The organism is Amycolatopsis sp. cmx-4-61 (genome assembly GCF_046548775.1).
Taxonomy (GTDB): domain Bacteria; phylum Actinomycetota; class Actinomycetes; order Mycobacteriales; family Pseudonocardiaceae; genus Amycolatopsis.
In genome coordinates, this window is sequence record NZ_JAEBEI010000002.1 from 96247 (window position 1) to 121848 (window position 25602).

Sequence of the window (25602 nt, forward strand, 5' to 3'; positions counted from 1 at the left end):
GAGTCAAACTTTGAGCTCGGTCTATACTCCGCGCATGGCGGATCCCGGACTGCGCGAGCGGAAGAAGCAGGCCACCCGCCTGCTGATCTCCAACGTGGCCACAGGCCTGTTCATCCAGCGTGGCTTCGAGGAGGTGACGGTGGCGGAGATAGCCGAAGCGGCGGGCGTCTCGAAGATGACGGTGTTCAACTACTTCCCGCGCAAGGAGGACCTGTTCCTGGACCGCCACGCGGACCGTCTGGCGGAGCTGACCGCGGTCCTGCGCACCCGGCCGGCGGGGGTGTCACCGTGCACGGCGTTGCGCCGCCACCAGCACGAGCTCCTGTCGTCGGGCCACCCCCTTTCCGGCGCCATCGCGGGCGGCCCGGGGTTCTGGTGGGTGCTGACCTCGAGCCCGGCACTGATGGCGCGCTGGTACGAGCAGGAGCGCGAGATCGCGGACGCGTTCGCGGCGCTGCTGGCGGAGGAGACGGGCGAGGAGTTCCGTTCCCGCATGGTGGCCGGGCTGCTGACGACGGCGATCACGACGGTGTTCGCGCACGCGATGGCCCGGATCGTGGCGGGGGAGGATGCCGAGGTGGTCCGGCGGGAGCAGGTCGAGGTGATCGATCAGGCCTTCGACCTGGTGGAGCACGGAGTGGGCGACTTCCCGGCTGCGCGGTGACGACGGGCCGGTTCGCCGGCTTCAAGCCGTCCGGATGCAGCCGGCGCGCGCGGAGGAGTTCGACAGCCCTCTTGCCTCACTGGGTGTCGGGGTGCGTCCTCAGCGAAGGGCCGTCTTGGCGCCTCGGGCGACGGCCTCGGCCACCGCGGCCAGGGCCGGGGAGTCCAGTTTCCACTGCTGCCAGTGCAGGGGTATGTCGATCGGGCGGTCCGGGGCCAGGTCCACCAGCGCGGCCCCGCGCGGGGCCGCTTGGATTTCCGGGACCATGCCCCAGCCCATGCCCGCCGCGACCGCGTCCACGAAGGACTCGGAAGCCGGGATGTGGTGGCGGACCAGGGTGAAGCTGCGGCGGCGGGTCAGGCTGCGCAGGAACCGGTCCTGCAGGTCGTCCTTGCGGTCGAACACGATCACCGGGGACTCCGGCAGCGATGAAGCGAGGGGCGCGTCGCCCAGCCAGCGCTCGACGAACGCCGGGGAGGCCATGGCTCGGTAGCGCATGCGGCCGAGGCGGTGGGAGGTGCAGCCCTGGACCGGCTGGGGTGCCGCCGTGACCGCCGCCATCACCAGGCCTTCGCGCAGCAGAGCGGCTGTGTGGTCCTCGTCTTCGCGCTGGAGGTCGAAGCAGACGCCCGGGGAATCGGGCAGTCCGGCGAGCGCCGGGAGGAACCAGGTCGCCAGGGAGTCCGCGTTCACCGCGATCGACAGCGTCCGGACGGACGAACCCAGGCCGAGTTCCGCGAGGGCGTCCTGCTCGAGCTGGGCCAGGGAGCGAGCGAAGCGGACCAGGGCCTGGCCGGACGAGGTGAGCCGGATCGGCTTGGTGCGCAGCACCAGGACGCGGCCCGTGCGCTGCTCCAGCGCCTTCACCCGCTGGCTGACCGCCGACGGCGTCACGTGCAGGACTGCGGCGGCCGCGTCGAAACTTTGCTCGTCCACTACGGCGAGCAGCGTCTTGACCTGGTCGAGCGGAAGATCCGACATCATGGGCGCTAATGTTACGTAAGAATCTTTAGCTGGAGTAACGCAGTGCGGCGGTCCTACCGTGACGGGGTGCTCCCACTCCTGCTGGCCGGCTTCGGAACCTGCCTCTCCCTGATCGTCGCCATCGGCTCGCAGAACGCCTTCCTGCTGCAACAAGGCCTGCGCGGCGGCGCGGTGGCGCCGCTGGTCGTCATCTGCGCCGCCTCCGACCTCGTCCTCATCGGGCTCGGGGTCAGCGGGATCGGGGCCGTGCTGAAGCACTGGCCGGCCGCGATCGGGGTCATCGCCATCGGCGGCGGGCTGTTCCTGCTCGGCTACGGCGCGCTCGCCGCCCGGCGCGCGTTCCGGCCGTCGGTCATGACCGTCGGCGAAGACCGCACGCCGCTGCGGAAGGCCGTGCTCACCTGCGTGGCCTTCACGTGGCTGAACCCGCACGTGTACCTCGACACGGTCCTGCTGCTCGGCTCGGTCGCGGTCGCCCACGGCGACGGGCGCTGGCTGTTCGGCCTCGGCGCCGCGATCGCCAGCGCGGTGTGGTTCAGCGCGCTCGGGTTCGGGGCGAAGCGCCTCGCCGGGGTGTTCGCGAAGCCGATGGCGTGGCGCGTGCTGGACATCGTGATCGCCGTGACCATGGCCGGCCTCGGCACGGCGTTGCTGCTCGGCCGGGTCTGATCACCACAGGGTCGAATCCCGCGGCCGCTCCAGGTCCAGGAGGAACTCCTTCCGCTTCAGCCCGCCGGCGTAGCCGGTCAGTTTGCCGTTCTTGCCGACGACACGGTGGCAGGCGACCAGGATGCTCAGCGGGTTCCGGCCGACCGCCGCGCCGACCTCGTGCGGCAGGCCGCCGACGGCCCGGGCCAGCTCCCCGTAGGTGGCCGTGGTGCCGTACGGGACCTTCGCGATCTCGGTCCACACTGCACGGTCGAAGTCGGGGCCGGTCGCCTGCGTCGGGACGTCGAACTCGGTGCGTCGGCCGGCGAAGTACTCCGCCAGCTGCCGGACTGCCTCCGGGAACGCCGTGTCATCGCGCTCGCCGAACGCGGTGCGGTCCGGGCGGGTCCAGTGGTTCGGGAAGTACAGACCGGTCACGACGGCGTCGTCGCCGACCACGGTCAGGGGGCCGATCGGGGAATCCAGTATGGCGTGGTTCATCGGTTCTCCCAGGTTGTGCCGTTGGGCGGGCGCTGCGGGGCTCGGGAGCGGAAAGTCGGCCAGCGCGGCGGTCGCGAGTGTCCGGTGCGGACTCCACGCTGTCGACAGCTGCGGTCGCCGGGCCATGGCCACCCAGCTCGCCGGGGTGGCGCTGACTACCGCAGCCGTCCGGCTTCGGCGCGGTGAAGCGCTGCGCCTGGCGTGGCATGGTTGATCGGTTCTCCCAGGTTGTGCCGTCCGCGTGGGCGCTGCGGAGGCCGAGGAGGGGGCAGTCGGCCAGCGCGGCGATCGCGAATGTCCCGTGCGGACTCCACGGCGTGGACAGTTACGGTTGCCGGGCCATGGCCGTCCAGCCCGTCGGGGTGGCGCTCACTACGCCACGCGTCCGGTTTCGGCGTGGTGAAGTTGGTCTGGCGCGGCGTGGTGTGGTTCATCGGTTCTCCCAGGTTGTGCCGTCCGCGTGGGCGCTGCGGAGGCCGAGGAGGGGAAGTCGGCCAGCGCGGCGGTCGCGAATGTCCCATGCGGACTCCACGGCGTGGACAGTTACGGTTGCCGGGCCATGGCCGTCCAGCCCGTCGGGGTGGCGCTGACTACCGCAGGCGTCCGGCTTCGGCGCGGTGAAGCGCTGCGCCTGGCGTGGCATGGTTCATCGGTTCTCCCAGCTAGTGCCGTCCGCGTGGGCGCCGCGGAGACCGGGGAGCGGGAAGCCGGCCAGTGCCGCGGTCGCGACTGTCCGATGCGGACTCCACGACGTCGACAGCTGCAGCCGCCGGGCCATGCCCGCCCAGCCCGCTGGCGTGGCGCTGACCACCCACGCGTCCGGCTCCGGCGCGGCGAAGCGGCGCGCCTGGCGCAGCCAGGACGCCGCCGTCTCGGGCCAGGTCACCGTGGCCAGCACCAAGCCGCCCCATGCTGCGGCGATCTGCTCGCCGTTCGCGCGGGAGGAAGCGTCCGTGCCGATCACGATGTGCCGCGCCCGGCCGAGCAGGCCCAGCAGGGCCTGCAGTTCGAGGGCGGTCATGTCGCGTCGTGGAACACGAGGCCGAGCGTGTGCCGCCGGCCGGAACGGACCGCCGAAACGCCGTGGCGGACCGGGGCCGCCGACCAGCCGCGGGCCGAGCGGACCGGCCTGTCACGGGTGGTGAACACCAGGCCGTGGCCCTGCGGGATGAGCGTCGCGGTGCCGCGGGACTGCGCCCGTGGCCGCTGCTCCACCAGGAGGAACTCGCCGCCGGTGTGGTCGGCGCCCGGCTCGTTGAGATTGATCACGACCTGCAGCGGGAACACCTTGTCGCCGTAGAGGTCGCGGTGCAGCGCGTTCCAGCCGCCCGTTTCGTAACGCAGCAGGATCGGTGTCGGCCGCCGCTGCCCCGCGGCGTGGCAGACCGCCAGCCACTCGTCCAAAGTGGACGGCCACTCCGCCTCGCGGCCCAGCCGGGCCGACCAGTCCTGCGCGATCGGCAGCAGCCGCGGGTAGAGCGCCTGCCGCAGCCGCTGCACCGGTTCCGGGAACGGCGAAGCGAAGTAGTGGTAGTCACCGTTGTCCCCGAACCGGTGCCGGCGCAGGTTCACCGTCGCCCGGAAGTGCGACGGCTCGTCCCACAACGCGACCAGCCGCGCACACTCCGCCGGCGTGAGCAGCTGCGGCAGGAGCGCACAGCCGTAGTCGTCGACCTCCGCGGCCACCGCGGCCCAGTCGGCCGCGGCGACGCGCTCTTCGAACGCGGTCATGCCGCCTCCATCGTCAGCAGGACCCGCTTGGCTTCTTCCCCGCCGGCGTACTGCCCGTACGACCCGTCGGACCGGACGACCCGGTGGCACGGCACCACCACCGGCAACGGGTTGAGAGCGCACGCGGTGCCGACCGCGCGGACCGCCTTCGGACTGCCTGCCGCCGCCGCGACCTGGGCGTAGCTTTCGGTGCGGCCGTAGGCGATCTCGGGCAGGTGGTCGAGCACCGCCCGGCGGAACCCCCGCGCCAGCCGGAAGTCCAGCGGCACGTCGAAGGTGTGCCGCTCGCCGCGGAAGTACTCGTCGAGCTGCCGGGTCACCGGGGCGAGGCGGGCCGGGGCGCGCAGGATCCGCGGGCTGATGGCCGCGGCCAGCTCGGCCAGCACGGCCTCGTGGTCCTGGCGGTCGAAGGCCACCTTCACCAGGCCCTCCTCGGTGGCCGCCAGCAGCAACGGCCCGACCGGGGAGTCGACCGTGTCGTAAGCGACGTCGAGCAACCCCTCGCGAGCAGCGTCGGCGACGAGGCGCTCGTGCATCACGCGCGGGTCGAGCAGGATGTCGTCCCTCAAGTGGCCGAAGATGATGTCCGTCATGAGTGCGCTCCTTCCAGGGGATAGAGGGCTCGCAGCGCTTTGACGCCGTCGGCGGCCGCGCGGCGCGCGGCGTCGACGGTGCCGCCGGTGATCTCCGCGATTTCGCGGTACGGCAGCCCGGCCAGGTAGTGGTAGGCGACGGCGAGGCGTTGCTTGTCCGGCAACCTCGCCAGCGCGTCCCACAGGTCGCCGTGCCACGCCTCCGCGCGGCCGGGCCGCTCCGGGAGCTCGCCGACCGGGACCGGGCGGCGAGCCTGCGCCCGGGTGACGTCGACGGCCTTGCGGTGCGCGATCGTGACGAGCCACGCCTGGACGTTGGCGTCGGCGGGCAGCTCCGGGTAGGCCTTCAACGCGGCCAGGAAGGTTTCCGACCAGGCGTCTTCGGCGTCGGCCGGCCCGAGCACGGCCCGGCAGACCCGGAGGACCATCGGCCCGTGCTCGGCGACGACTTGCTCGAACGGTGTCACGATCACATTGGGAAGACGTCCGGGAGCGCCGGAACGTGAGGTCATGTTTTCGCGGTGCCGGAGACGACCGTCGCGCCCAGGTCGTCGCACGAGTGCACCCGCGCCGACAACCCCGCCGTGGCAAGGATTTCCGCGAGCACCGGCGCCTGCCGCTCGCTCGATTCGATCAGCAGGGTCCCACCGGGGGCGAGCCAGCCGGGCGCGCCCGCGGCGACGCGGCGGGCGAGGTCCAGGCCGTCCGCGCCGCCGTCGAGCGCCACCAGCGGCTCGTGCAGGCGAGCCTCAGGCGGCATCGTCGCGACGGCGTCCGAAGGGACGTACGGCACGTTGGCCAGCAGGACGTCGACGCGGCCGCGCAGGGACGCCGGCAGCGCGTCGTAGAGGTCGCCCCGGTGGACGTGGGCGTCCGGGAGGTTCAGCCGGGCGCACTCGACCGCGGCCGGTTCGACGTCGGCGGCGTGCAGCTCCCGCGGCGGGAGCGCGGCGGCGAACGCGGCACCCAGCGCTCCGGAGCCGCAGCACAGGTCGACCACCACCGGGTCCGGGGGAGCGAGCGACACGGCCACGTCGACCAGGAACGCCGTGCGGTGGCGCGGCACGAACACGCCCGGCCGCACGGTGACGCGCAGGCCGTGGAACTCCGCCCAGCCCAGCAGGTGTTCCAGGGGCAGCCCGGCGACCCGGCGTTCGACGAGCGCGTCGAGTTCCGCGGGGGTCGTGGCCGCGGCGACGAGGAGATCGGCCTCGTCCTCGGCGAACACGCAGCCCGCGGCGCGCAGCCGGGTGACGACGGTGGAAGTGTCCAACAGGGGAGGAAGCCTACAAGACCTGCACGGCGTCCCCGACGTTCAGCCCGTCGAAGAACGCCGCCGAGTCGGCGTCGCTCAGGTGGACACAGCCGTGCGAGGGCGCGTCGAGCGGTCCGGCGTGGAAGGCGATGCCGCCGGCGGCGAAGAACACCGAGTTGGGCATGTCGGTGCCGTACTGGCTGCTGCGGTGCTCGCGGTCCTTCCACACGACGTGGAACGACCCGGCCGGGGTCGCCTGGTCGGGTGGCCCGAACCCCGCCGGGACCGGACCGCGGACGACCCGGCCGTCCCGCAGCAGCCAGGCCAGCCCGTGCGCCAGGCTCACGCAGGCTCCGGTCGTGACGGCGCACGGTGGCGCGGGCGGCGGCGTGGTGGCCGGGGTCGGCGTGGCCGTGGTCGCCGGGGTGGCGGTCAGTGGCGCCGGCTCGGCGAGCGGGCTCGGCGTCGTCGTGCGCGGCGCCGAGCAAGCCGCCGTGACCAGCACCGCACCCAACAGGGTCACCACCCCGGTTCTGCGCATCCGCCATCCCCTCGCCCGAGTTCCTGCCGGGGATCAGTACGGGTGAACGGCCCCGAAGGTTGAGCGCGAGAGGGTTACCCCGACCGGGCGACGTCGAACCGTTATTGGCCACCGTCACGACCTGGCGCTCGGGGCGGGCGTCGCGACGCTGAGACGCCGGGTGACGCCGGGTGACGCCGCTGAGCGTGTCCACCGGCACGAAGGAGCAGGCGCGTGGCGAGCCGGTCGCCGTGGCGAGGGTTGGCCTCCGGCCCCGTTGCCCACGTTACCGGCCACCACCGACAATTCCGGTGCTCCGGGCACGGGTGCTGGCCCGATCGGGCGGGGAATCCGGCTTCCGGGCCCGGGGGCCGGGTTCCTGAGTACCGTGGATCGCGGGGGACCGGGGGAGCGGCCGTGACCGGCCCGCCGTGTCCGCGCCTGCCGGCCGCGCGCCCGGGAGGAGCACCCATGACCGCCAGTACCACTCCGCGCCTGCCGTTCGATCGGCCGAACGTCCTGGAAATCGCCCCGCTCTTCGAGGTGCTGCGCCGGGAGGGGCCCGTTGTCGCCGTGACCACTCCGGCCGGGGACCCGGCCTGGCTCGTCACGGGGTTCGAGCAGGTGCGTGCCGCCTTCACCGATCCGCGGTTCGGGCGGTCGCACCCCGCGCCGGAGGAGGCGTCGGCGTTGTCGGACGCCGCCCTGCTCAGCCGTCCGCAGGGTGACCACGAGACCGAGCACGCCGAGCACGCGCGGATGCGGCGGTTGCTCGTGCCCGCGTTCTCGGCCAACCGGATCCGCCGGCTCGCCGGCCGCGTCCAGGAGTTCGCCGACCGCTGCTTCGACGACATGGAGCGCGTCCGCCGCGGCGGCGGTCCGGTGGACCTGCACGAACACCTGTCGTTCCCGTTGCCGGTGCTGGTGATCTGCGAGCTGCTCGGCGTCCCGTTCGAGGACCACGAGACGTTCCGGGTGCTGTCCGACCGGATGGGCCGGATGGACATCGGCGCCGGTGCGGACGCCGCGCTCGAGGAGTTCGCCGCCTACATGAGCCGGCTCGCCGCGCAGAAGCGGCGCGAGCCCGGCCAGGACGTCGTCTCGGACCTGGTGCGCGCGCAGGCCGACGACCCGGCCCTCGGCGACGACGACGTCGCCCGGCTCGCGGCCGGACTGCTGTTCGCCGGGCACGAGACGACCTCCAACCGGATCGATCTCGGCGCCCTCTACCTGCTCACCGACCTCGCGCACCGGGACGCGCTGGCCGCCGATCCCGAACACCGCGTGCACGGCTTCGTCGAGGAGATCCTGCGGCTGTCCGCGCCGAGCGGGCTCGGCGTGCTGCGGTACGCCCACGAAGACGTCGAGCTCGGCGGCGTGCGGATCGCGCGCGGTGACGCGGTGGTCCTGTCGATCGCCGCGGCCAACCGGGACGAAACCGTGTTCCCCGCCCCGGAGGCGTTCGATCCCGATCGGAAGCCGAACTCGCACGTCGCGTTCGCCTACGGCGGCTTCTTCTGCATCGGCGCCAGCCTCGCCCGCACCGAGCTGCGCATCGTCTTCGGGTCGCTGTTCCGGCGGTTCCCCGGGATGCGCCTGGCCGTCGGCGTGGATGAACTCGAAATCCGGACGAACCGTGTCACCGGGGGAGTGGACCGCGTGCCGGTCCTCTGGTAGACCAACGGCGGTCGGGAGCGGAGGAAAGACGTGACGTTGTGGGACAAGCTCGGGATGGACGACAAGCTCATCAAGGTGCTGCAGGAGATCCCGCCCGGTCCGGACGCCGATGAGTTCGGCCGGGCCTACGTCACGATCCACCAGCTCGCGGTCGAACTCGACCAGCGGTTCCCCGAGGTGCGCAAGCAACTGGACGTGCCGCTGGGCGGCGGCGCGACCCGGCACGCCGGTCTCGTCGAACTGCTCGGCAAGGAGCTGGTCGACAAGATCAAGCGCTACGGCGACGTCTACCCGATCGAAGCCGCGCAGCTTTCGTCGGTGCGGTTCCGCGAGGTGCGGCTCCGCGGCCCCGGCGGGCGGGACCTGGTCGGTGGGTCGAAGACCGACCTGCCGTTGATCCGCCTGCGACCCCGGGACTGAGGCGGTGCTCGCGCCGTCGCCGGTCCGGGTCCTGGTGGCCGAACGCGACCCGGCGGTGCGAGCCCGCCTGAGCACGTTCCTCGACGAGGCGGACGGCATCGAGCTCGTCGGCGCGGCCCCCGACGCGACGGCGGCCCGGGTCACCCTGCGCCGCCGGCTGCCGGACGTCCTGCTCCTGGACCTGCGCCTGAGCTGGCCGGACACGCTGACCCGCCGCCCGGCGGTGGTGGCCCTGGCGACGTTCGACTCGGACGCGGGCATCCTCCGAGCCCTCCGCGACGGCGCGGCCGGGTTCCTGCTGCGGTCGGCCCGCCGGCAGGACCTGATCAAGGTGGTCCGGTTGGCGGCGGACGGCCACGTGGTCCTGTCCCCGGACGCCTCCCGCCGCCTGGTCTCGGCGGCGACCCGCTTGTCCGGCCCGCGCGACGAGCACTTGGCGGCGGTGGACCGCCTTTCGGCCCGGGAGACCGAGGTCCTCGCGGCGGTGGGCGCGGCGCTGACGAACGCGGAGATCGCCGCGCGGCTGGATCTGCCGGAGCCGGTGGTGCGGGAGCACGTGGCGCGGGTGGTGCGGAAGCTGGGTTGTGCGCACCGGACCGGGGCGGGGTTGCTGGCGTACGAACGTGGGTTGTGCCGCCCGGGGCAAGGCGGAGGTTGAGACCGCGCGTTCGAAGCGGCGCTCCGGTGCTGTGCGAGGGATGTGCATCGGACCGGGGGCGCTCGTGTACGAGCGTGGCGTGGCGTGAGGTGGGTCCGGACGGGGGCGCGATGTACGCCGAGCAGCCGCTGCCGCCGTGCGACCAGGCCCGCTCCGCCGGGAGTTGCCGTCCACCACCACGATCCGTACGACGGGCACCCCGCCCACACCATCGACACGTCCAATTTGGACTCCATGGCCCAACCGAGGTCGGCTGGGGGCAGCGGAGTGGCCGCGCCCTGCTACTTCTTGCGGGCTTTGTCGACGGCTTCGAGGAACTCCTTGACCCGGGCGCGCTTCGAGTATTCGTACCGGAAGACGTTGCCCGGCAGCTTGTCCGCGAACAGCGGGACGTTCTCGACGATGCCGGTGGGGGCGTCCGGAGCCTCGAAGGTGATCTCGCCCAGCTTCCACGCGGTCGCCTCCCGGTGCCGGACGGCCGTGAGCTTCGCGACCGGGAAGGGGTGGTCGGCCCGGTCGGGAAGGATGCCCATGCTCGTCGTGTCGATCCGCAGGGTGACGGTTCTGCCGTCGAACCGGATCGATCTGCGCCTGGCGTCCACGCGCGCGGTGCTCACGGTGCCTCCCGGTGGTCACAGCGTCCGGCAGGTGAGCGCCGGACGGGCGTCGTCACTTCCGTTCTGCGTCAGGGCGATCAGGCCGAACGTCGTCGTCGCGTTCGCGTCGAGCTTCGCGTTCCAGGCGGCGTTTTCGACCGTCACCGTGGAACCATCGACGGTGAAGGTGCCGTTCCACAAGCCGCTGATGCGGTGACCGGCGGGCAGCTGCCAGCGGACGCGCCAGCCGGACAGGCCCGCGGTGCGGTCGTTGCGCACCGTCACCTGGACCTGGTAGCCGCCGGGCCAGGAGTTCGTCACCTCGTAGCGGGCGGCGCAGCCCAGGTCGGCCGGGGTCGTCGGCACCGGGCTCGAAGTCGTCGGCGCCGTCGGGACGGTCGGAACGGTCGGGACGGGGGCGGCCACGGGAGTGCCGTCCGGGACGATCACCGTGCCGATCACGACGCCCGCGGCCAGCAGGACCGCGCCGGCCGCACCGGCGAGGACGAGCCGGCGCCGGGGACGCGGAACGCGCAGGAGCCTGGTCCCCGGCCGGGGCCGCGGGCGGGGCGCCGGCAGGGGACGGCCGCCGGTGACCGCTTCGAACAGCTCCTGGACCTCCGCCATCGTCGGACGCGCTTCGGGGTCCCGCTGCAGCATGCGGGTGAGCACCTCGGCGAGCGGTCCGCCGTGCCTCGGCGGGACGATCTCCTCCTTCGCGATGCGCAGCAGGAGCGTGATCGCGTTGTCGTCGTGGCCGAACGGGGGCGTGCCTTCGAGTGCCCGGTAAAGGGTCGCTCCCAGCGAAAAGACGTCGGCCGGGAAACCCGCTTCGCCGCCGGCGGCGACTTCGGGCGCCAGGTAGGCCGGAGTGCCCGCGATGAACCCGCCGCCGGTCACGGTGCCTTCCCCGGTGGCGCGGGAGATGCCGAAGTCGGCGATCTTGGCGACACCGGATTCGCCGATCAGGACGTTGGCGGGGGTGACGTCGCGGTGCACGACGCCTTCGGCGTGCGCGGCGGCCAGTGCCGACGCGATCGGCGCGCCGATGCGCGCCACCTCCTCGGCCGGGAGGGTCTCCCGGTCCAGCAGGATCTCGGCGAGACTGCGCGAGGGCAGGTACTCCATGACGAGGTAGGGCCCGCCGGGCGCGTCGACGACGTCGTGCACCGTGATCGCGTGCGGGTGCCGCAGGCGCGCGGTCAGCCGCGCCTCGCGCAGCGCACGCAGGCTCGCCTGCTCACCCGCGGCCGGCCCGATGGCCGCGTCGTAGTCCAGCTGCTTGACCGCGACGACCCGGTCGAGCCGCTCGTCGCGGGCGCGCCAGACGACGCCCATCGACCCCTGGCCGATCCGCGCCGCCAGCCGGTAGCGCCCGGCGATCAGCTCTCCTGCGTCGGTCACGGCGACCTCCCCGGCCTTCCCCAGAGCACACCGAACACACGGATCGGGGTGGCGATCGGTTCGAGCCTAACGGCCTGCCCGCCGGTGTGCCGACGGACAGGCCGGGCTCAAGCGCCGAGCCGGTGCAACTGGTCCCAGGCCGGGACGTACGGCGCGAAGCGCAGCTTCATCCCCGCCTCGCCCGGCAGCTTGTCCGCCTTGCGGGCGTTGCAGCTGCGGGCGGTGCCCCCGCACGCGGCGACCGTGTTGAGCCAGTCGGTCCGGGCGCCGCCGCGGCTCAGCGGCGTCACGTGGTCGATCGTGGTGGCGCGCTGCCCGCAGTAGGCGCAGCGGTACCCGTCACGGACCAGCACACCGCGCCGGGACCAGCGCGGCGGCTGCGTATATCGCCACTTCATGACGACGTACCGCAGCAACCGCACGATCTTCGGGCGCGGGAACAACCCGTAGGCGAGGCCGTCCTCGGCCTCGTGGATCTCCGCGACGTGGCGCACGAGCATGCGGATCGCGTGCGGGACCGAAACGGTCTGCAGCGGCTCGTAGCCGGCGTTCAGGACGAGTACCTTCACGGTTCACTCCGATTCGACGATGGGAACGCGGGAAGCGCGGCTTCCCGCGGTGCTGCGAATCATCGTCGCCGAGCGTCCTGACCTGCGTCAATCGTGTTTCACCGCAGGGGATGCGCGCGGAAGAACCGCCAGATGACCGGCGTCGCGTCGATCACCGTCGGTGTCGCGGAATCGTTGTTCGGCCGGGTGCTCGGCCAGACGTGCCCGGCGCCTTCGACGCGGTAGTGCTCGAGGGCGCTGTGCCGGTCGCAGCCGAGCCACTTCTCGGCGACGACCCCGGCGACCGGCGTCCACGAGACCGGATCGGGCCGGCAACCGTCCCTTGTGGACCAGGCCGCCAGCCAGTCCGGGATGGCGGGCAGGCCCTTCGCGGGGTTGCCGGTGTAGGGGATCGTCGTGTCGGCCGTGCCGTGGAAGTCGAGGACCGGCACCGGCCGGCTCGGGTCGCAGGCGCCGCCCTGCGGGTAGAACGCGCCGGACACGGGCGCGAACGCGGCGATCCGGCCGGCCAGGCGACAGGCCAGCACGCCGACGAAGCCGCCGCCGTTCGACTTCCCCGCGGCGAAGATCCGGCCGGCGTCGACGCACAGCGTGCGCTGCAGGGCGTTCAGCAGATCACTGGTGAACAGGACGTCGTCCGCGGCCGCCGAATAGGGCGCTCCCGTCCAGGCGGACTCGCCGTCGGTGCCGATCAGGCCCTGCGGGTAGACCGCGATCGCGTCGAGCGCCGAGAAGCCGGACAGCTCCTCCTGGTACTGGGACGTGCGCTTGTGCCCGTGGAAGGACAGGACCAGCGGGTACGGCCGGTGTGGGTCGTAGCGCGCGGGCAGGTGGACGGTGTACTCGCGGTCGAGGCCGCCCGAGGTGACGTGGCGGGTGGTGGTCACCCCGGCCGGGAAGCCCGCGGGACGGCCGCAGCCGGTGGTGCGGACGGGGTGGTCGGCGACCCCGCCCGCGGCGGCGGGCGCAGCGAAGGCGGTGGTCAGGGCACAGGCCGCGGCGAACGTGGCCGCCCACCGGGTGAAGCGTCGGGGCACTCGATCCTCCTTGATCGGCAGCGGGGCGTGGCCAGCATCACACCGGGAGCCGCGGCCGCCCAGATTGCGTTCATAAAGTGCGCGGTCCCGGACTGTCGGACCCGCTCGGTAGGATCGACCCAACGTCGGCCGCCGGACACGCGAAAGGAATGGAAGTGACTGCCCCGATCGAGACGCTGGAGTTCCAGTCGGAAGCGCGTCAGCTGCTCCAGCTGATGATCCATTCGATCTATTCGAACAAGGACACGTTCCTGCGGGAACTCGTGTCCAACGCCTCCGACGCCCTCGACAAGCTGCGGCTGGAGTCGTACCGCGACAAGGACCTCGAGGCGGACACCTCCGACCTGCACATCACGATCGAGACCGATCCCGGTGCCCGGACCCTGACCGTGCGGGACAACGGCATCGGCATGACCCGCGACGAGGTCGTCGCCCTGATCGGGACGATCGCCAAGTCCGGCACCGCCGACTTCCTGACCAAGCTGAAGGAGGCGAAGGACGCCGCGGCGTCGCAGGACCTGATCGGCCAGTTCGGCGTCGGGTTCTACGCGAGCTTCATGGTCGCGGACAAGGTCACCCTCGTGACGCGCCGCGCGGGCACCGCCGAGGGCGTCCGCTGGGAGTCGACCGGCGAAGGCACGTACACGATCCAGCCGGTCGAGGACGCGCCGCAGGGCACCGCGGTCACGCTGCACCTCAAGCCCGAGGACACCGAAGACCACCTCTACGACTACACGTCCGCGGCGAAGATCCGCGAAATCGTCAAGCGGTACTCCGACTTCATCACCTGGCCCATCCGGATGAAGGGCGACGGCGAAGACGCCGAGGTCGAGACGGTCAACTCGATGAAGGCGCTGTGGGCGCGGTCGTCGAGCGAGGTCAGCGAGGACGAGTACCACGAGTTCTACAAGCACGTCAGCCACGACTGGCAGGACCCCCTCGAGACGATCCGCCTGCAGGCCGAGGGCACGTTCGAGTACCAGGCGCTGCTGTTCCTGCCCTCGCACGCGCCGATGGACCTGTTCCTGCGGGAGCGCAAGCGCGGCGTGCAGCTCTACGTCAAGCGCGTCTTCATCATGGACGACTGCGAGTCGCTCGTCCCCGAGTACCTGCGGTTCGTCAAGGGCGTGGTCGACGCGCAGGACCTCTCCCTGAACGTGTCGCGGGAGATCCTGCAGCAGGACCGCCAGATCCAGCTGATCCGCCGTCGCCTGGTGAAGAAGGTCCTCTCGACGGTCAAGACCATGATGACCGCCGACGCGGAGAAGTACGCGACGTTCTGGCGCGAGTTCGGCCGGGCGGTCAAGGAGGGCCTGCTCGACGACTTCGAAAACCGCGAGGCCATCCTCGAGATCTCGTCGTTCGCCTCGACGCACGACGCCGAAAAGCCGACGTCGCTGCGCGAGTACGTCGAGCGGATGAAGGACGGCCAGCAGCACATCTACTACATGACCGGCGAATCGCGGTCGGCGATCGAGAACTCGCCGCACATGGAAGCCTTCCGCGCCAAGGGCTTCGAGGTGCTGGTGCTGACCGACCCGATCGACGAGATGTGGGTCGACGCGGTGCCCGGCTTCGACGGGAAGCAGTTCCAGTCGATCGCCAAGGGCCAGGTGGACCTCGAGTCGGAAGAGGACAAGAAGGCCACCGAGGTCGCCCGCGAACAGCAGAACAAGGACTTCGAGGGCCTGCTGACGTGGATGGGCACGGCGCTGGGCGACACCGTCAAGGAGGTCCGCCTGTCGTCGCGGCTCACGACGTCGCCGGCCTGCATCGTCGGTGACACGCACGACCTGACCCCGACGCTGGAGAAGATGTACCGCGCGATGGGGCAGGAGCTGCCGCCGATCAAGCGCATCCTCGAGCTCAACCCGGAACACGCGCTGGTGACCGGGCTGCGCGAGGCCCACGCTTCGCGGCCGGAGGACGAGGGGCTGGCCGAGACGGCCGAGCTGCTCTACGGCATGGCGCTGCTGGCGGAGGGCGGTGAACTGGCCGACCCGTCGCGGTTCATCAAGCTGCTCGCCGGCCGGCTGGAAAAGACGCTCTGACGCGTGCTCGAGCCCGGAGCCCGCGTGCTCGGGCCCGTGACTCGCGTGAGCGAAGCCGGAACTCGCCGGTTCCGGCTTCGATCACCCGGGATCCGGCGCCGAGCACGCGGGATCCGGCTTCCGTCACGGGGCAGCGTTCATCAGGTCCAGGGCGCTCTGCTGGCGGGCGGCGTCGGCTTGGTCGAACGGGCCGGCCCACAGCAGGCCGTAGGCCTCCGCGCTGTTCCTGTCGTTGGCGTACGCCGAGTTCGCCTGTCGCTGCAGGTAGGCCGTGTACGGGTGGTCCGACAGTGCTGCGTTCAGCACGGCCAGGTCCCGCGCGTACACGCCCTTGAACGTCGGGCCGTCCGCGCCGCCCCCGCCGGCCGTCTCGCCCGGGTCGCGGAGGATGCCGCCGGGGTTGAGCGATCCGTTCGTCGTCGACGCGTTCGCCATCGCACGGGCCTTCGTCAGCAGGCTCGCGTCGCCCGTGGCGCGGTACAGCTCGGTCAATGCGGCCAGGGGGACGCCTTGGTTGTACGACCACACCGCCTGGCCGTTGTTCGCGCACGTCGACGTCAGGCCGTCGTTGACGAGGTTCGAGCCGTTGATCATCCCGCTGCCGGCGAACCAGGCCCAGCCCGCGCGGGCCCGCGCCGAGTACACCGTGTCGCCCGGGATGCGGTTGTGCAGCGCCGCGTTCAGCTGGACGTACAGCGAGTTCGGGATGGCGTTCTTGTAGGTGCGGCTCGTGCTCCACCAGACCCCGCCGCCGCAGACACCGTCCCAGTACGCGTACATGTGGTCGGCGTCGGCACGGGCGGTGTTCAGGTAGCGGCTGTCACCGGTCAGGTCGTACGTGTCCACCCACGCCAGGCCCCACCAGCCGGTGTCGTCCAGGTAGTCGTTGCGGAAGCTGCCGCCCTGCGCCGCCAGGTTCTTCGTGTACGTCGTGTCGATCGCGTAGCGGTAGCTGCCCATGCCGCTGATGCGGACATTGTCGATGATCGCGGTCAGCGCGTTGGCCGAATTCCACCACCCGGTCGTGTCGAAGAGGCCGGTGCCGAGGTTGTAGCGCTCCATCAGCGCCGTGGCGGCCGCGGTCCGGTGGTCCCAGGCGTTCCACGTCGGGCGGGCCCAGCCGGTGCAGGCGATGGTGCCCGACCCCGCCGGTTGCCCGCACGCGCGCAGGAGCCCGACGCCCTTGTTCGCCCAGTCGTCGGCGTTGTACATCAGGGTCCGCCACCCGGTGGCACCCGACGGTGTCGCCGTGTCGCCGAGTTTGCTCCCCGAGGCCCACGTGCGCCCGGCGTCGGACGAGCGGTCCAGCCAGACGTGGTCGCCGGCCGTGCCGCCGGTGATCGACGCCCAGCCCATGTCGTCGCCGTCGTCGAAGTGCAGGGAAACCCGGCGGCCGGCGACGCCGGCCGAAGCGCCTTCGCGGTCGCCGGGGGAGAGGGCGGGATCTCGGGCATCGCAGTACTTGTCGCAGATCGCTGCGGCGGCAGCCGGGGCGGCCGGGGCGGCGGGGGTGGAGGTCGGGGTGGCGGCCAGGACGAGCGTCATCAGGGGCACCAGGAAATGCATCGGTCACCTTCCGCGCTGAAGGGGCGATACCTCCATTGTGGGCGGCCGATATCAGTGGTCCAGTCCTTTTCGGGACAGGTTCCACGACAGATTCCTGTGTGGCGACCCGGCCGGGCGGGTATCCCGGGCCCATGACGAATCTCGACGACACCACGACCGCGAAGCTCGACGAATTCGTGCTCGCCCGGCTCGCGGAGGACGAAGAGCGCGTCCAAGCGGGTGAGCTGCCGCTGATCGACGAGGCCGAACGGCGCGGGCGGCTGCGCATCATGTACGCCGACGACGGCGACGGGCTGATCCTCGCCGGCGGGCCGGTCGAGGCGATGGAGGACCGGCACCCGGTGCCGTTCGCCGAGAAGGCCGAGTTCCTGCGGCGCGAAATCCGCGACACCCACGACGACCTCTCCGTCAAGCTGATCGCGTCCGTGTACGAAGCCCACCCCGATTGGCGCGACGAGTGGCGCCCGTGACCTGATGCCCGCGCGGGACGTCCGGCCGCGGATCTTCGCCGACCGGGAGGACGGCGGACGGCGGCTCGCGGGCGAGCTGCGGCGCCGGGCCTGGGCCGATCCCGTCGTGCTCGGGCTCGCCCGCGGCGGCGTGCCGGTGGCCGCGGTCGTCGCGCGGTGGCTCGGCGCCGAACTGGACGTCGCCGTCGCCCGCAAGATCGGCGCGCCGAGCCACCCGGAGTACGGCGTCGGCGCCGTCACCCCCGAGGGGCCGGCGATCTACGACGAGGCCGGGCTGCGCGCGCTGAGGCTGACGGCCGCTCAACTGGCGGGCGCCGAGGCGCGGGAGCGAGCCGAAGCCCGCCGCCGGCTCGAGCGCTACCGAGCCGGGCGGGCTCCCGTGAACCTCGCTGGCCGTGACGTCGTCCTCGTCGACGACGGGCTCGCGACCGGCGTCACCGCGACGGCGGCGCTGCGTGACGTCCGCGCGGCCCGCCCGCGGACGCTCGTCTTCGCGGCGCCGGTTGCCGCGCCGGGCGCCGCCGCGCGGCTGCGCCGGGAAGCCGACGACGTCGTGTGCGTCGCGGAGCCGCCGGAGTTCCGCGCGGTCGGGCAGTGGTACGCCGATTTCCGCCAGCTGGGTGACGACGACGTGCTGGCCCGGCTTACGCCGTAGCCGTGCGGACTCCACACAGGACGGCTGGTGACGTGCTGCTCCACCCGGGGCGCCCCGGGTTGACCGGGTGGGTGACGGGGTATCACCCGATGGTGGCACCGACCGGAGGGGCGGAGCGGGATGAGTGAACGGGACGCGCTCGGCGCGGCGGCGCGCGGCCTGCGGCAGTACCTGCTGGCCGTCGCGGCCAAGCTGGACGCACCCGCCTGGTTCTGCGAGGTGGACGTCCCCGCCGGCGCGTACGTCGCGCTGGAGCGGCGGCTCCCGCGGTTCCCCGGCCACGAAACGGCCCTGCTGTGGGACGAACGCGACGGCTGGGCCGCCGCGGTCGAGTCGGCGACCGGCGACGACGTGATCGTGCTCGCCTACCTGGGGGAGGACGTGCTCCCGCCGCCGGATGCGGTGGTGGCCTTCGTGACTGCCCTGTACGGCGAGAAGTACCCGGGCCGGCCGGATCCCCCGGACTTCCGCAGACCCGGCACCCCGGACGGCTTCGATGAACGCCTGGCCGCTTACGCCGGCGACCCCGTCGGCCAGGCGTGAGTCACCGCGGCGGCAGGACGCAGAATTCGTTGCCCTCCGGGTCGGCGAGGACGATCCACGGGTCGTCCGGCGGGTCGGCCAAGACCTTCGCCCCCAGCACCACCAGGCGTTCCACCTCCGACCGCTGGTCCCGCCCCACCGGGGTGAGGTCCAGGTGCAGCCGGTTCTTGACGGTCTTCTCCTCGGGAACCGGCTGGAACAGCAGCGCCGGGCCGTCGTCGAAGTCCACCTGGTGGTACGTGCGCCCGTGGGAGTCGGTCCACGAGCGGGTTTTCGCCCCGCCCATGGCCGCCGCCCAGAACTCGGCGAGTGGCTCCGGCCGGTGGCAGTCCACCGCCACGGCCAGGATGCGGGCCGCCGTCATGCGGCCGCCACGATGCGGTTGACGGCTTCGGCGACCAGGTCCGGCTCGGACACCGTTACCGTCAGCCCGGGGTGGTGGAGCAGCCCCCACGGGTCGAGGCCGCGAACGGGTTCGCGGAACCGCAGGCACACCCCGCCCTGCGTCGTCGTCCCGAACGTCAAGCCGCGGTCGGCGAGCGAAAGGCGGACGCCGAAAACGCGCCACGCGCGGTACGGACCGGTCGCTTCCGCGCCGGCCAGATTGCTCAGCGGGGTCTCGACCAGCCACGGCCCGAAGCGGACGCGCAGGCCGGTGGCGTCCAGTTCCAGGCCGGTCCGCGGGCCCAGCGCCCTGCGCAGCCACGGGGAACCGACGGCGAAGTCCGCGTGCAGCCGGTAGTGCACGACGACGGCGGGCTCACCCGCCGTCGCTTCGCTCCTGGTCATGCGCCGCCGCCCAGTGGCGGGACTTCGGGTTCGTCCTCGGCCGCGAGTTCGGGGTCCCGCCGGTCTTCGGCGTGGGCCGGGCCGTTGCCCTGCAGGGCCCCGCGCAGTTCGGCCTCCTGCGCGTCGTCTTCACGGGGTGAGTGCTGATCGCTTCCGCGTTGCATGAGTACCTCCTCGAGACGGCTACCCGGTGTCCCGGCGGCGAAACGGCCGAGGTCAGCGGGCCCGCGCGGCCGCGCGGTTGACCGCTCGCGCCCCCAGGATCCCGAGCACCAGCGCGGCGACCGCGGTCAGCCCGTGGAGCCAGTTGTCCGCCCAGTTCAGGTTGATCGGGTCCTCGGGGTTGACGATCGCGGTGGCGAGGATGCCGTAGGCGGTCATCCCGGTGAAGCCGACGAAGAGCACCCAGCAGTAGATGATCGCGCCGGTGCGGCGGGTCGCGGCGAGCAGGCCGAGCACCCCGACGGCCGAGTGGACGAGGTTGAGCAGCGGGGTGCCGCTGAAGATCCAGACGGCACGGCTCGTCTCGTGGCCGACCGCGGCGGTTTCCGGCGTCAGGAACCCGGCGATGCCCAGGACGAGGTAGAGCAGCCCGAGGACGGCGACGACCGGCCGGAGCCAGGACGCTCCCGCCCGGGGGCGGTTTTCGGCGGACGACATGGGGTCTCCTTCCCTTCGCGGCCGGATACCCCGCCACGCGTGCGGAAAACGGACAAGTGGAAGGGGCCGGACGACGGGCTGGGGGATCCGCCGTCCGGCCCGCGGCCGGGGTCCCGCGCCGGTCCCTGCAGCCGGACGCGGGCCCCTGGTCTCAGGGGGAACGCCAGTCGTGCTCGCGGTAGGCGGTCCCGTGCTGGGCGCCCATCAGCAGGAGGCCGCCGTCGACGACGAGCGACGTGCCGGTGATGTAGCCGGCCCCCGGGGTCGTCAGGAACGCGACCGCGGCCGCCACCTCGGCCGCGTGGCCGGGGCGGCCGAGCGGGATGCCGGGCCGGTCCTGCTCGCGCGGGTCGGCGTCGGTCTGGCCCGTCATCGGCGTCGAGATCTCCCCGGGCGCGACCGAGTTCACGGTGATGCCGTGCTGGGCGAGCTCGAGGGCGAGCACCTGCGTCAGCGCGCCCGCCCCGGCCTTCGCGGCGCAGTAGGGCGCGGCGCCGACCCGCGGCACGTGCTCGTGGACGCTGGTGATGGTGATGATCCGGCCGCCGTGCCCGGCGTCGATCATGTGCCGGGCGGCCCGTTGCGAAAGCAGGAAGACGCCGTCGAGATCGACGTCGAGTACCTGACGCCACTTCTCGTAATCCAGGTCCACGGCGAGCTCGCTGCTGCCGGTGCCGGAGCAGTTGACCAGGACGTCGAGGCCGCCGAGGTCCTCGGCGAAGGCGTCGATGACGTCCGCGGCGCCGGGCAGTGCGGTCAGGTCGAGCTGCCGGACGTGCGCGGCGACCCCGTGCGAACGGGCCTCGGCGGCGGTTTCCTCCGCGCCTTCGGCGTCGGAGTGGTAGGTGATGCCGACGTCGAGGCCGCCACCGGCGAGGGCGGCGACGATCGCGCGGCCGATGCCGGAGTCGGCGCCGGTGACGACGGCGCGCCGGGGCGAGGCGGCTTCGGCGGGCAAAGGCGCCGGGAGCGACACGGGCGTCTCCTTTCGTTCCGCGGCGGCTACCACCCCGGTCGGGGCCTAAACGCGGCCGCCGGCTTCACCCGGCGGGGGAGGAGCCCGTCCCGTCCGGAGCGTGTGCCGGCGGCGGGGCGGGGTAACCGCGGCGTTCCCCGAACGGAAGGAGAAGGCCCGTGAGCAAGCCGAACCCGATCGAGCTGCAGAAGTACCTGTCCGGTGTCGACTACCCGGCGAGCCGGGACGATCTGGTGCAGGCGGCCGAGAACAACGGTGCCGACTCGGACACGTTGGACATCGTGCGCGGCCTGCCGGACCGCACCTACGAGGGGCCGAGCGGCGTCAGCAAGGAAATCGGCGGCTGAAGTGCGCCGTGGCCCGGGCGGGCGTTCCGCCCGGGCCTAGCGCGGCGAACCCAGCGCGGCGTCCTCCGGGGTGACCGCGCCGGGCAGGGCCAGGGCCGTCACCGCGCGGCAGACGTCGGCGGGGTCGATCGTGTCGAGGCAGGGGTGGCCGGGCACCGGGCAAACCCGCGCGCGAGTCGCGCGACAGGGCGCCTGCTGGTCGCCGAGCACCACCGTGGGAACGCCGTAGGGCGCCCACCGCTCCTGGGGCACGACCGGAGCGAAGAGCGACACCACCGGAGTGCCCGCGGCCGCCGCCAGGTGGGCCGGGCCCGTGTTGGGCGCCACCACGACCCGCGCGCCGGACAGCACCGCCGCCAGTTCCGCCAGTGACGTCCGGCCGCCGAGGTTCACCGCGGCCGTCCCGGCGACCTCCTGGGTCAGCGCGCGTTCCGAAGGCGCGCCCGTCACGAGCACCCGGTGCCCGTCCGCGGCGAGCGCCCGGACCGTCTCGCGGGTCCACGCGGCCGACGGCTGGCGGGCGGGCACCGACGCTGCGGGGTGCACCACGACGTAGGCGCCGCCGCCGGTCAGCCGGCCGACGTCCGGTAGCGGGCGCCGCAGCGCCAGCGCGCCGTGGTCGTCCGGCGGCAGCGGGAACCCGGCCGCTTCGGCGAGCGACAGCATGCGCACCGGCTCCGGCGGATCGCCGTCGACGCGGTGGCGCAGGTCCAGCAGGCTGCCCGGGTAGTCCTCCGAGATCGCGCCGATCCACGGCACCCCGGCCTGGCGCAGCAGCAGGGCCAGCGGCAGCGGGGACTGGTGGAACGACGTCAGGATCAGCGCCCGGTCGAACGACTCCGCCCGGATCCGCGCCACGAACTCGCCGGTGTCCTCGGCGGTCACCGGCGGCGGTTCGGGGTCGATCCAGGGTGCGGTCCAGGTGAGCAGGCCCGTCACGCCCGGCAGGAGTTCGCCCGCGGCCCGGCCGTGCGGGCCGGTCAGCAGCGTCACCTCCGCCCCGGACGCGGCGACCGCGCGGACGCAGGGCCCGGCGAGCAGGACGTCGCCGAGGTTGTCCTGGCGGGCGACGAGCACCCGGGTCATCCGGCGACCCCGGCGAGGCGCAGTGCTTCGGACAGGTCCCGGGCGACGGCCGCGTGCTGTCGGGCCCGGGCGATCTCCGGCTCGAGGGTGCGGTTCGTCGGCACCAGCACCGCGCGTGCCCCGGCCGCGAGCGCGGCGTCGACGTCGGCCCCGGTGTCGCCGATGACCACGCAGGACGCGGGATCGACGCCGAGTTCCCCGGCGGCCTTGAGCACCATGCCCGGAGCGGGTTTGCGGCACGCGCAGCCGTCGCCGTCGTCGTGGACGCAGACCTGCCAGGTGCCGAACGGGCCGAAGAGCTCCTGGACGCGGGCGTTGACCGCGTCGAGCTGCTCCGGCGTGATCAGTCCTTTCGCGACACCGGACTGGTTGCTCACCACGCCGACCGGGATCCCGCGCTCCCGCAGCCCGCGGACGAGCTCGACCGCGCCGGGCACCGGGCGGACACCGTCCGGGTCGTTGAGGTAGGGGACGTCGACGATCAGCGTGTCGTCGCGGTCGAAGAGCACCGCCACCGGGGGGCGGGGCCGACGGGCCGCGATCTCCCCGCGCAGCCGGTGGTAGCACGCGGCGGGCGGGATCAGGGCGCTGGTCACGACCATGCGCGCCAGTTCGCCGGGGGTCCGCGGGCCCGGCACGATCCGGCGGGTGGCGAACTCCGCCGTCAGCCCGGCCCACACCCCGGCCGCGAGGAGTGCCTTGCCGCGCTGCCGCAGCAGCGGCAGCGTGACGGCGGCGAGACCGGCCACTGTGGACAGTGCGTGCAGGCCGAGCCTGCCGGGGCCGGCGCCGGTGCGCTGCCGCCAGAGCACGCCGTGCTTGGCCCGCATCAACGCATTGTCGGCGTTGCCGCGCTGGGCTTTGAGGCTGTAGAAGAACCCGGCCCGCCGGGCCGGGTGCGTGGTCAGCCGTTCGCCCTGGTCGATCCGGTGCCCGGCTTCGGCGACGCGCAGGGCGAGGTCGGAGTCCTCACGGAAGGCGCGGGGGAACCGCTCGTCGAAGCCACCCGCTTCGACGAGCGCGCTGCGGCGGTAGGCCATGTCGGCGGTGATCCACCGCGCGTGCTCGAGGCCCGCCGTGCTGCGTTCGTCGTCCGTCGGCCGCCGGTCCGCGGGCAGCGGAACGGTGATCCGGCCCTGGGAGGCGGCCACTTCCGGGGGCAGCGAGCCGAGATCGCGTTCGAGCTGCCGCGGCCAGTCGGGGGCGAGCACGACGTCGTCGTCGACGAAGGCGATCCACTCGCTCTTCGCGGTGCGCCAGCCGAGGTTCCGCGCCGCCGCGGGGCCACGCCCGCCGGAGCGGAGAACGCGGACGCCGCCGGGGACGTCCAGCTCGGACCCGCCGGGGCGGTCGTCGACGACGAGGACCGCCGCCGGCCGCGGGTCCGGCCCGCCGAGCAAGGTGTCGAGGAGTGGCCGAAGCGTCTCCCGGCCCGTCGTGGGGATCACCACGGTGTAGTCGAGCGATGCAGTCACCGGAACCGGGTACCCCGGGCGGGGGTGATCAAACGGCGTGTCGGAGGGGGCGCACCCGGGTAACCGGCGGGCGACGAGAAGGAGGTGCGGATGACCGCGCGCACGATCGAAATCCGCAACCCGGCCGACGGCAGCGTGGTGGGCACGGTGCCGACCGCGGGCGAAGACGCGATCGACGCCGCGCTCGCGCTGGCCCGCCGGACCCGGGCGCAGTGGGCCCGGACCCCGGCCGCCGAACGCGGAGCGCTGCTGCACACCGCCGCCGAACGGCTGCGGGCCAACGCCGAAGAGCTGGCGAAGACGAACGAAGCGGAAACCGGAAAGCCACGCGACGAAGCCCTCGGCGGTGTCCTCGCCGGGGCCGGCACGTTGGCCCAGTACGCCGAACTCGGTCCGGTCCACCGCGGCCGGAGCCTGCTCGGGAACGTCGGCGCGACGGACCTGATGGTCCCCGAACCGCACGGTGTCGTCGTGGCGCTCACGCCGTGGAACGACCCGGTCGCGGTCGCCTGCGGCCTCCTGGGAGCCGCACTGGCCACCGGCAACACGGTGGTGCACAAGCCGAGCGAGCGTGCGCCGCACACCGGGCAGCTGCTCGGCGAACTGCTCGGCGACGTCTTCCCGGAGGGCGTGCTGCAGACCCTGCACGGTGACGGCGGGGTCGGCGCGATCCTCGCGATGCACTCCGGGGTCGACGTCATCGCCCACGTGGGCAGCACGGCCACCGGACGGTCGATCGCCGCGAGCGCGGCCGCGACGGGGGCGAAGACGTTGCTGGAGAACGGCGGCAACGACCCGCTGGTGATCGACGAGGACGTCGATCCGGGGTGGGCGGCCGGTCAGGCGGCCCTGGGCGCGTTCGCCAACTCGGGGCAGATCTGCGTGGCCGTCGAGCGGATCTACGTGTGTTCCGCGGTCGCCGAGCCGTTCCTGGCGGCGCTGGTGAAGGAGGCCGAGTCGCGGACGCTGGCCCCGCTGGTGGACCGGCGGCACCGCGAGCACGTGCACGCCCACGTGGCGGACGCGCTTTCCCGTGGGGCGCGGCTGTTGACCGGCGGCGCGATCCCGGACGGCCCGGGTGCGCACTACCCGGCGACGGTGCTCACCGACTGCGCGCCCGACCTGCGGGTGATGACCGAGGAGACGTTCGGCCCGGTGGCGCCGGTCCGGGTGGTGGAGAGCTTCGACGAGGGACTGGCCGAGGCGGCGAAGGGCGAATACGGGCTGGCGGCGACGGTGCTGACGGCTTCGATGGCGCACGCCCAGCGTGCGTGGCGCGAGCTGCCGGCGGGCACCGTGAAGGTGAACAACGTGTTCGGCGGCGCCCCGGGCGGCGCGGCGCACCCCCGCGGCCGCAGCGGTAACGGGTACGGCTACGGGCCGGAGCTGCTCGACGAGATGACGCAGACGAAGCTCGTGCACATCGCTCCGCCCGCATGAGCGAACGGCACCACAGCCCGGGCGAGCCCCGGCCGGCGGGAGATGCGGAAGACCGGCCGGGCTTGCCAGGAGACGCGGACGGGCGCTCCGGCGCCCGTTCCGGGGAGGGCGCTCCGGAGCGCCGGGCCGAGAGCGGGAACGGGCGGCGCGGCGGTGGGTCGGCAGCCGAGGAGGGGCAGGACCGCACGCCGGCGGACCGGCTCGCTCGGCCGCAGGGTGCTTTCGCGGCGGCCGGGGAAAGTCAAGACCCCGCGCCGGCGGGCCGGTTTGCTCGGCCGCAAGGTGCC

General features: G+C 73.0%; 31 protein-coding genes. 11 read left to right on the top strand and 20 right to left on the bottom strand.

Annotation, left to right across the window (positions count from 1 at the left end; all coding sequences use genetic code 11):
- The first annotated feature begins 34 nt into the window (after positions 1-34).
- On the top strand, positions 35-664 hold the full coding sequence (locus ACLJOU_RS08890) for a TetR/AcrR family transcriptional regulator (protein ID WP_410564991.1): 630 nt from the start codon (positions 35-37) through the stop codon (positions 662-664).
- A gap of 99 nt (positions 665-763) precedes the next feature.
- Here the strand turns inward: ACLJOU_RS08890 and ACLJOU_RS08895 are convergent, their stop codons facing one another.
- A complete protein-coding gene (locus ACLJOU_RS08895) occupies positions 764-1648 on the bottom strand; it encodes a LysR family transcriptional regulator ArgP (RefSeq protein WP_410564994.1) in 885 nt (294 codons plus the stop codon).
- Between the two features lie 66 nt (positions 1649-1714).
- On the opposite strand from ACLJOU_RS08895, the gene ACLJOU_RS08900 reads away from it, so the two are divergent.
- Positions 1715-2317, top strand: a complete 603-nt coding sequence (locus ACLJOU_RS08900; protein WP_410564997.1) for a LysE/ArgO family amino acid transporter — start codon at positions 1715-1717, stop codon at positions 2315-2317.
- Here ACLJOU_RS08900 and ACLJOU_RS08905 read toward each other — a convergent pair whose 3' ends face one another.
- The 7 genes from ACLJOU_RS08905 to ACLJOU_RS08935 all read right to left on the bottom strand — a co-directional run bounded on the left by ACLJOU_RS08905 (position 2318) and on the right by ACLJOU_RS08935 (position 6917).
- Positions 2318-2797, bottom strand: a complete 480-nt coding sequence (locus tag ACLJOU_RS08905) for a methylated-DNA--[protein]-cysteine S-methyltransferase (protein ID WP_410565000.1) — start codon at positions 2795-2797, stop codon at positions 2318-2320.
- Between the two features lie 646 nt (positions 2798-3443).
- Positions 3444-3818, bottom strand: a complete 375-nt coding sequence (locus tag ACLJOU_RS08910; protein WP_410565002.1) for a hypothetical protein — start codon at positions 3816-3818, stop codon at positions 3444-3446.
- A complete protein-coding gene (locus ACLJOU_RS08915; RefSeq protein WP_410565005.1) occupies positions 3815-4528 on the bottom strand; it encodes a 2OG-Fe(II) oxygenase in 714 nt (237 codons plus the stop codon). The genes ACLJOU_RS08910 and ACLJOU_RS08915 overlap by 4 nt, the downstream gene beginning before the upstream one ends.
- Positions 4525-5121: a methylated-DNA--[protein]-cysteine S-methyltransferase gene (locus ACLJOU_RS08920; protein ID WP_410565007.1), complete on the bottom strand. Its 597-nt coding sequence runs from the start codon at positions 5119-5121 to the stop codon at positions 4525-4527. The genes ACLJOU_RS08915 and ACLJOU_RS08920 overlap by 4 nt, the downstream gene beginning before the upstream one ends.
- Positions 5118-5594, bottom strand: coding sequence for an RNA polymerase sigma factor (locus ACLJOU_RS08925; protein ID WP_410566660.1), 477 nt, complete (start codon positions 5592-5594; stop codon positions 5118-5120). Before ACLJOU_RS08925 ends, ACLJOU_RS08920 begins: the two co-directional genes overlap by 4 nt.
- 35 nt (positions 5595-5629) lie before the next feature.
- Complete coding sequence (locus ACLJOU_RS08930; RefSeq protein WP_410565010.1) at positions 5630-6394, bottom strand: putative protein N(5)-glutamine methyltransferase; 765 nt, start codon at positions 6392-6394, stop codon at positions 5630-5632.
- 13 nt (positions 6395-6407) lie between these two features.
- On the bottom strand, positions 6408-6917 hold the full coding sequence (locus ACLJOU_RS08935; RefSeq protein ID WP_410565012.1) for a L,D-transpeptidase: 510 nt from the start codon (positions 6915-6917) through the stop codon (positions 6408-6410).
- Positions 6918-7367: 450 nt separating this feature from the next.
- Here ACLJOU_RS08935 and ACLJOU_RS08940 point away from each other — a divergent pair, with 450 nt between their 5' ends.
- The 3 genes from ACLJOU_RS08940 to ACLJOU_RS08950 are packed head-to-tail and all read left to right on the top strand — an operon-like array spanning position 7368 to position 9651.
- Positions 7368-8573 (top strand): cytochrome P450, encoded by a 1206-nt coding sequence (locus ACLJOU_RS08940; protein WP_410565015.1) that lies wholly within the window; start codon positions 7368-7370, stop codon positions 8571-8573.
- A 30-nt stretch (positions 8574-8603) separates the two neighbouring features.
- The gene (locus ACLJOU_RS08945; RefSeq protein WP_410565017.1) at positions 8604-8993 is read left to right on the top strand and encodes a hypothetical protein; all 390 of its coding nucleotides are present in this window, start codon (positions 8604-8606) and stop codon (positions 8991-8993) included.
- A gap of 4 nt (positions 8994-8997) precedes the next feature.
- Positions 8998-9651 (top strand): LuxR C-terminal-related transcriptional regulator, encoded by a 654-nt coding sequence (locus ACLJOU_RS08950; protein ID WP_410565020.1) that lies wholly within the window; start codon positions 8998-9000, stop codon positions 9649-9651.
- 281 nt (positions 9652-9932) lie between these two features.
- Here ACLJOU_RS08950 and ACLJOU_RS08955 read toward each other — a convergent pair whose 3' ends face one another.
- The 4 genes from ACLJOU_RS08955 to ACLJOU_RS08970 all read right to left on the bottom strand — a co-directional run bounded on the left by ACLJOU_RS08955 (position 9933) and on the right by ACLJOU_RS08970 (position 13257).
- Positions 9933-10268: a hypothetical protein gene (locus ACLJOU_RS08955; protein ID WP_410565022.1), complete on the bottom strand. Its 336-nt coding sequence runs from the start codon at positions 10266-10268 to the stop codon at positions 9933-9935.
- 15 nt (positions 10269-10283) lie between these two features.
- Positions 10284-11651: a protein kinase domain-containing protein gene (locus ACLJOU_RS08960; RefSeq protein WP_410565025.1), complete on the bottom strand. Its 1368-nt coding sequence runs from the start codon at positions 11649-11651 to the stop codon at positions 10284-10286.
- A 107-nt stretch (positions 11652-11758) separates the two neighbouring features.
- Positions 11759-12220 carry an HNH endonuclease gene (locus ACLJOU_RS08965; RefSeq protein WP_410565028.1) on the bottom strand — a complete coding sequence of 154 codons (462 nt, stop codon included), beginning with the start codon at positions 12218-12220 and terminating at the stop codon, positions 11759-11761.
- A 98-nt stretch (positions 12221-12318) separates the two neighbouring features.
- Positions 12319-13257: an alpha/beta hydrolase family esterase gene (locus tag ACLJOU_RS08970; protein WP_410565030.1), complete on the bottom strand. Its 939-nt coding sequence runs from the start codon at positions 13255-13257 to the stop codon at positions 12319-12321.
- A 155-nt stretch (positions 13258-13412) separates the two neighbouring features.
- On the opposite strand from ACLJOU_RS08970, the gene htpG reads away from it, so the two are divergent.
- On the top strand, positions 13413-15308 hold the full coding sequence (gene htpG / locus ACLJOU_RS08975; protein WP_410565032.1) for a molecular chaperone HtpG: 1896 nt from the start codon (positions 13413-13415) through the stop codon (positions 15306-15308).
- A gap of 123 nt (positions 15309-15431) precedes the next feature.
- Here the strand turns inward: htpG and ACLJOU_RS08980 are convergent, their stop codons facing one another.
- Positions 15432-16874: a glycoside hydrolase family 76 protein gene (locus ACLJOU_RS08980; protein WP_410565035.1), complete on the bottom strand. Its 1443-nt coding sequence runs from the start codon at positions 16872-16874 to the stop codon at positions 15432-15434.
- A gap of 131 nt (positions 16875-17005) precedes the next feature.
- Between ACLJOU_RS08980 and ACLJOU_RS08985 the strand changes: the two genes are divergently transcribed.
- The 3 genes from ACLJOU_RS08985 to ACLJOU_RS08995 all read left to right on the top strand — a co-directional run bounded on the left by ACLJOU_RS08985 (position 17006) and on the right by ACLJOU_RS08995 (position 18542).
- The gene (locus tag ACLJOU_RS08985; RefSeq protein WP_410565037.1) at positions 17006-17344 is read left to right on the top strand and encodes a hypothetical protein; all 339 of its coding nucleotides are present in this window, start codon (positions 17006-17008) and stop codon (positions 17342-17344) included.
- Between the two features lie 4 nt (positions 17345-17348).
- Complete coding sequence (locus ACLJOU_RS08990) at positions 17349-17999, top strand: phosphoribosyltransferase (RefSeq protein ID WP_410565040.1); 651 nt, start codon at positions 17349-17351, stop codon at positions 17997-17999.
- Between the two features lie 120 nt (positions 18000-18119).
- Positions 18120-18542, top strand: a complete 423-nt coding sequence (locus ACLJOU_RS08995; protein WP_410565043.1) for a DUF6292 family protein — start codon at positions 18120-18122, stop codon at positions 18540-18542.
- A gap of 1 nt (position 18543) precedes the next feature.
- On the opposite strand, the gene ACLJOU_RS09000 is transcribed toward ACLJOU_RS08995, so the two are convergent.
- The 5 genes from ACLJOU_RS09000 to ACLJOU_RS09020 all read right to left on the bottom strand — a co-directional run bounded on the left by ACLJOU_RS09000 (position 18544) and on the right by ACLJOU_RS09020 (position 20967).
- A complete protein-coding gene (locus ACLJOU_RS09000; protein WP_410565045.1) occupies positions 18544-18906 on the bottom strand; it encodes a VOC family protein in 363 nt (120 codons plus the stop codon).
- Positions 18903-19331, bottom strand: a complete 429-nt coding sequence (locus ACLJOU_RS09005) for a hypothetical protein (protein ID WP_410565048.1) — start codon at positions 19329-19331, stop codon at positions 18903-18905. Before ACLJOU_RS09005 ends, ACLJOU_RS09000 begins: the two co-directional genes overlap by 4 nt.
- Positions 19328-19495 (bottom strand): hypothetical protein, encoded by a 168-nt coding sequence (locus tag ACLJOU_RS09010; RefSeq protein ID WP_410565050.1) that lies wholly within the window; start codon positions 19493-19495, stop codon positions 19328-19330. The genes ACLJOU_RS09005 and ACLJOU_RS09010 overlap by 4 nt, the downstream gene beginning before the upstream one ends.
- Before the next feature lie 52 nt (positions 19496-19547).
- Positions 19548-19991 (bottom strand): DUF4383 domain-containing protein, encoded by a 444-nt coding sequence (locus ACLJOU_RS09015; RefSeq protein ID WP_410565051.1) that lies wholly within the window; start codon positions 19989-19991, stop codon positions 19548-19550.
- Positions 19992-20142: 151 nt separating this feature from the next.
- Positions 20143-20967, bottom strand: coding sequence for an SDR family oxidoreductase (locus ACLJOU_RS09020; protein WP_410565055.1), 825 nt, complete (start codon positions 20965-20967; stop codon positions 20143-20145).
- Between the two features lie 158 nt (positions 20968-21125).
- Here ACLJOU_RS09020 and ACLJOU_RS09025 point away from each other — a divergent pair, with 158 nt between their 5' ends.
- Entirely contained in the window at positions 21126-21314 is a 189-nt protein-coding gene (locus ACLJOU_RS09025; RefSeq protein ID WP_410565058.1) for a DUF2795 domain-containing protein, read from the top strand.
- A 36-nt stretch (positions 21315-21350) separates the two neighbouring features.
- Here the strand turns inward: ACLJOU_RS09025 and ACLJOU_RS09030 are convergent, their stop codons facing one another.
- Positions 21351-22400 carry a glycosyltransferase family 9 protein gene (locus ACLJOU_RS09030; RefSeq protein WP_410565060.1) on the bottom strand — a complete coding sequence of 350 codons (1050 nt, stop codon included), beginning with the start codon at positions 22398-22400 and terminating at the stop codon, positions 21351-21353.
- Positions 22397-23875 carry an HAD-IIIA family hydrolase gene (locus ACLJOU_RS09035; RefSeq protein ID WP_410565063.1) on the bottom strand — a complete coding sequence of 493 codons (1479 nt, stop codon included), beginning with the start codon at positions 23873-23875 and terminating at the stop codon, positions 22397-22399. Before ACLJOU_RS09035 ends, ACLJOU_RS09030 begins: the two co-directional genes overlap by 4 nt.
- A gap of 90 nt (positions 23876-23965) precedes the next feature.
- On the opposite strand from ACLJOU_RS09035, the gene ACLJOU_RS09040 reads away from it, so the two are divergent.
- Positions 23966-25315: an aldehyde dehydrogenase family protein gene (locus tag ACLJOU_RS09040; protein ID WP_410565066.1), complete on the top strand. Its 1350-nt coding sequence runs from the start codon at positions 23966-23968 to the stop codon at positions 25313-25315.
- The last annotated feature ends 287 nt before the right edge of the window (positions 25316-25602 follow it).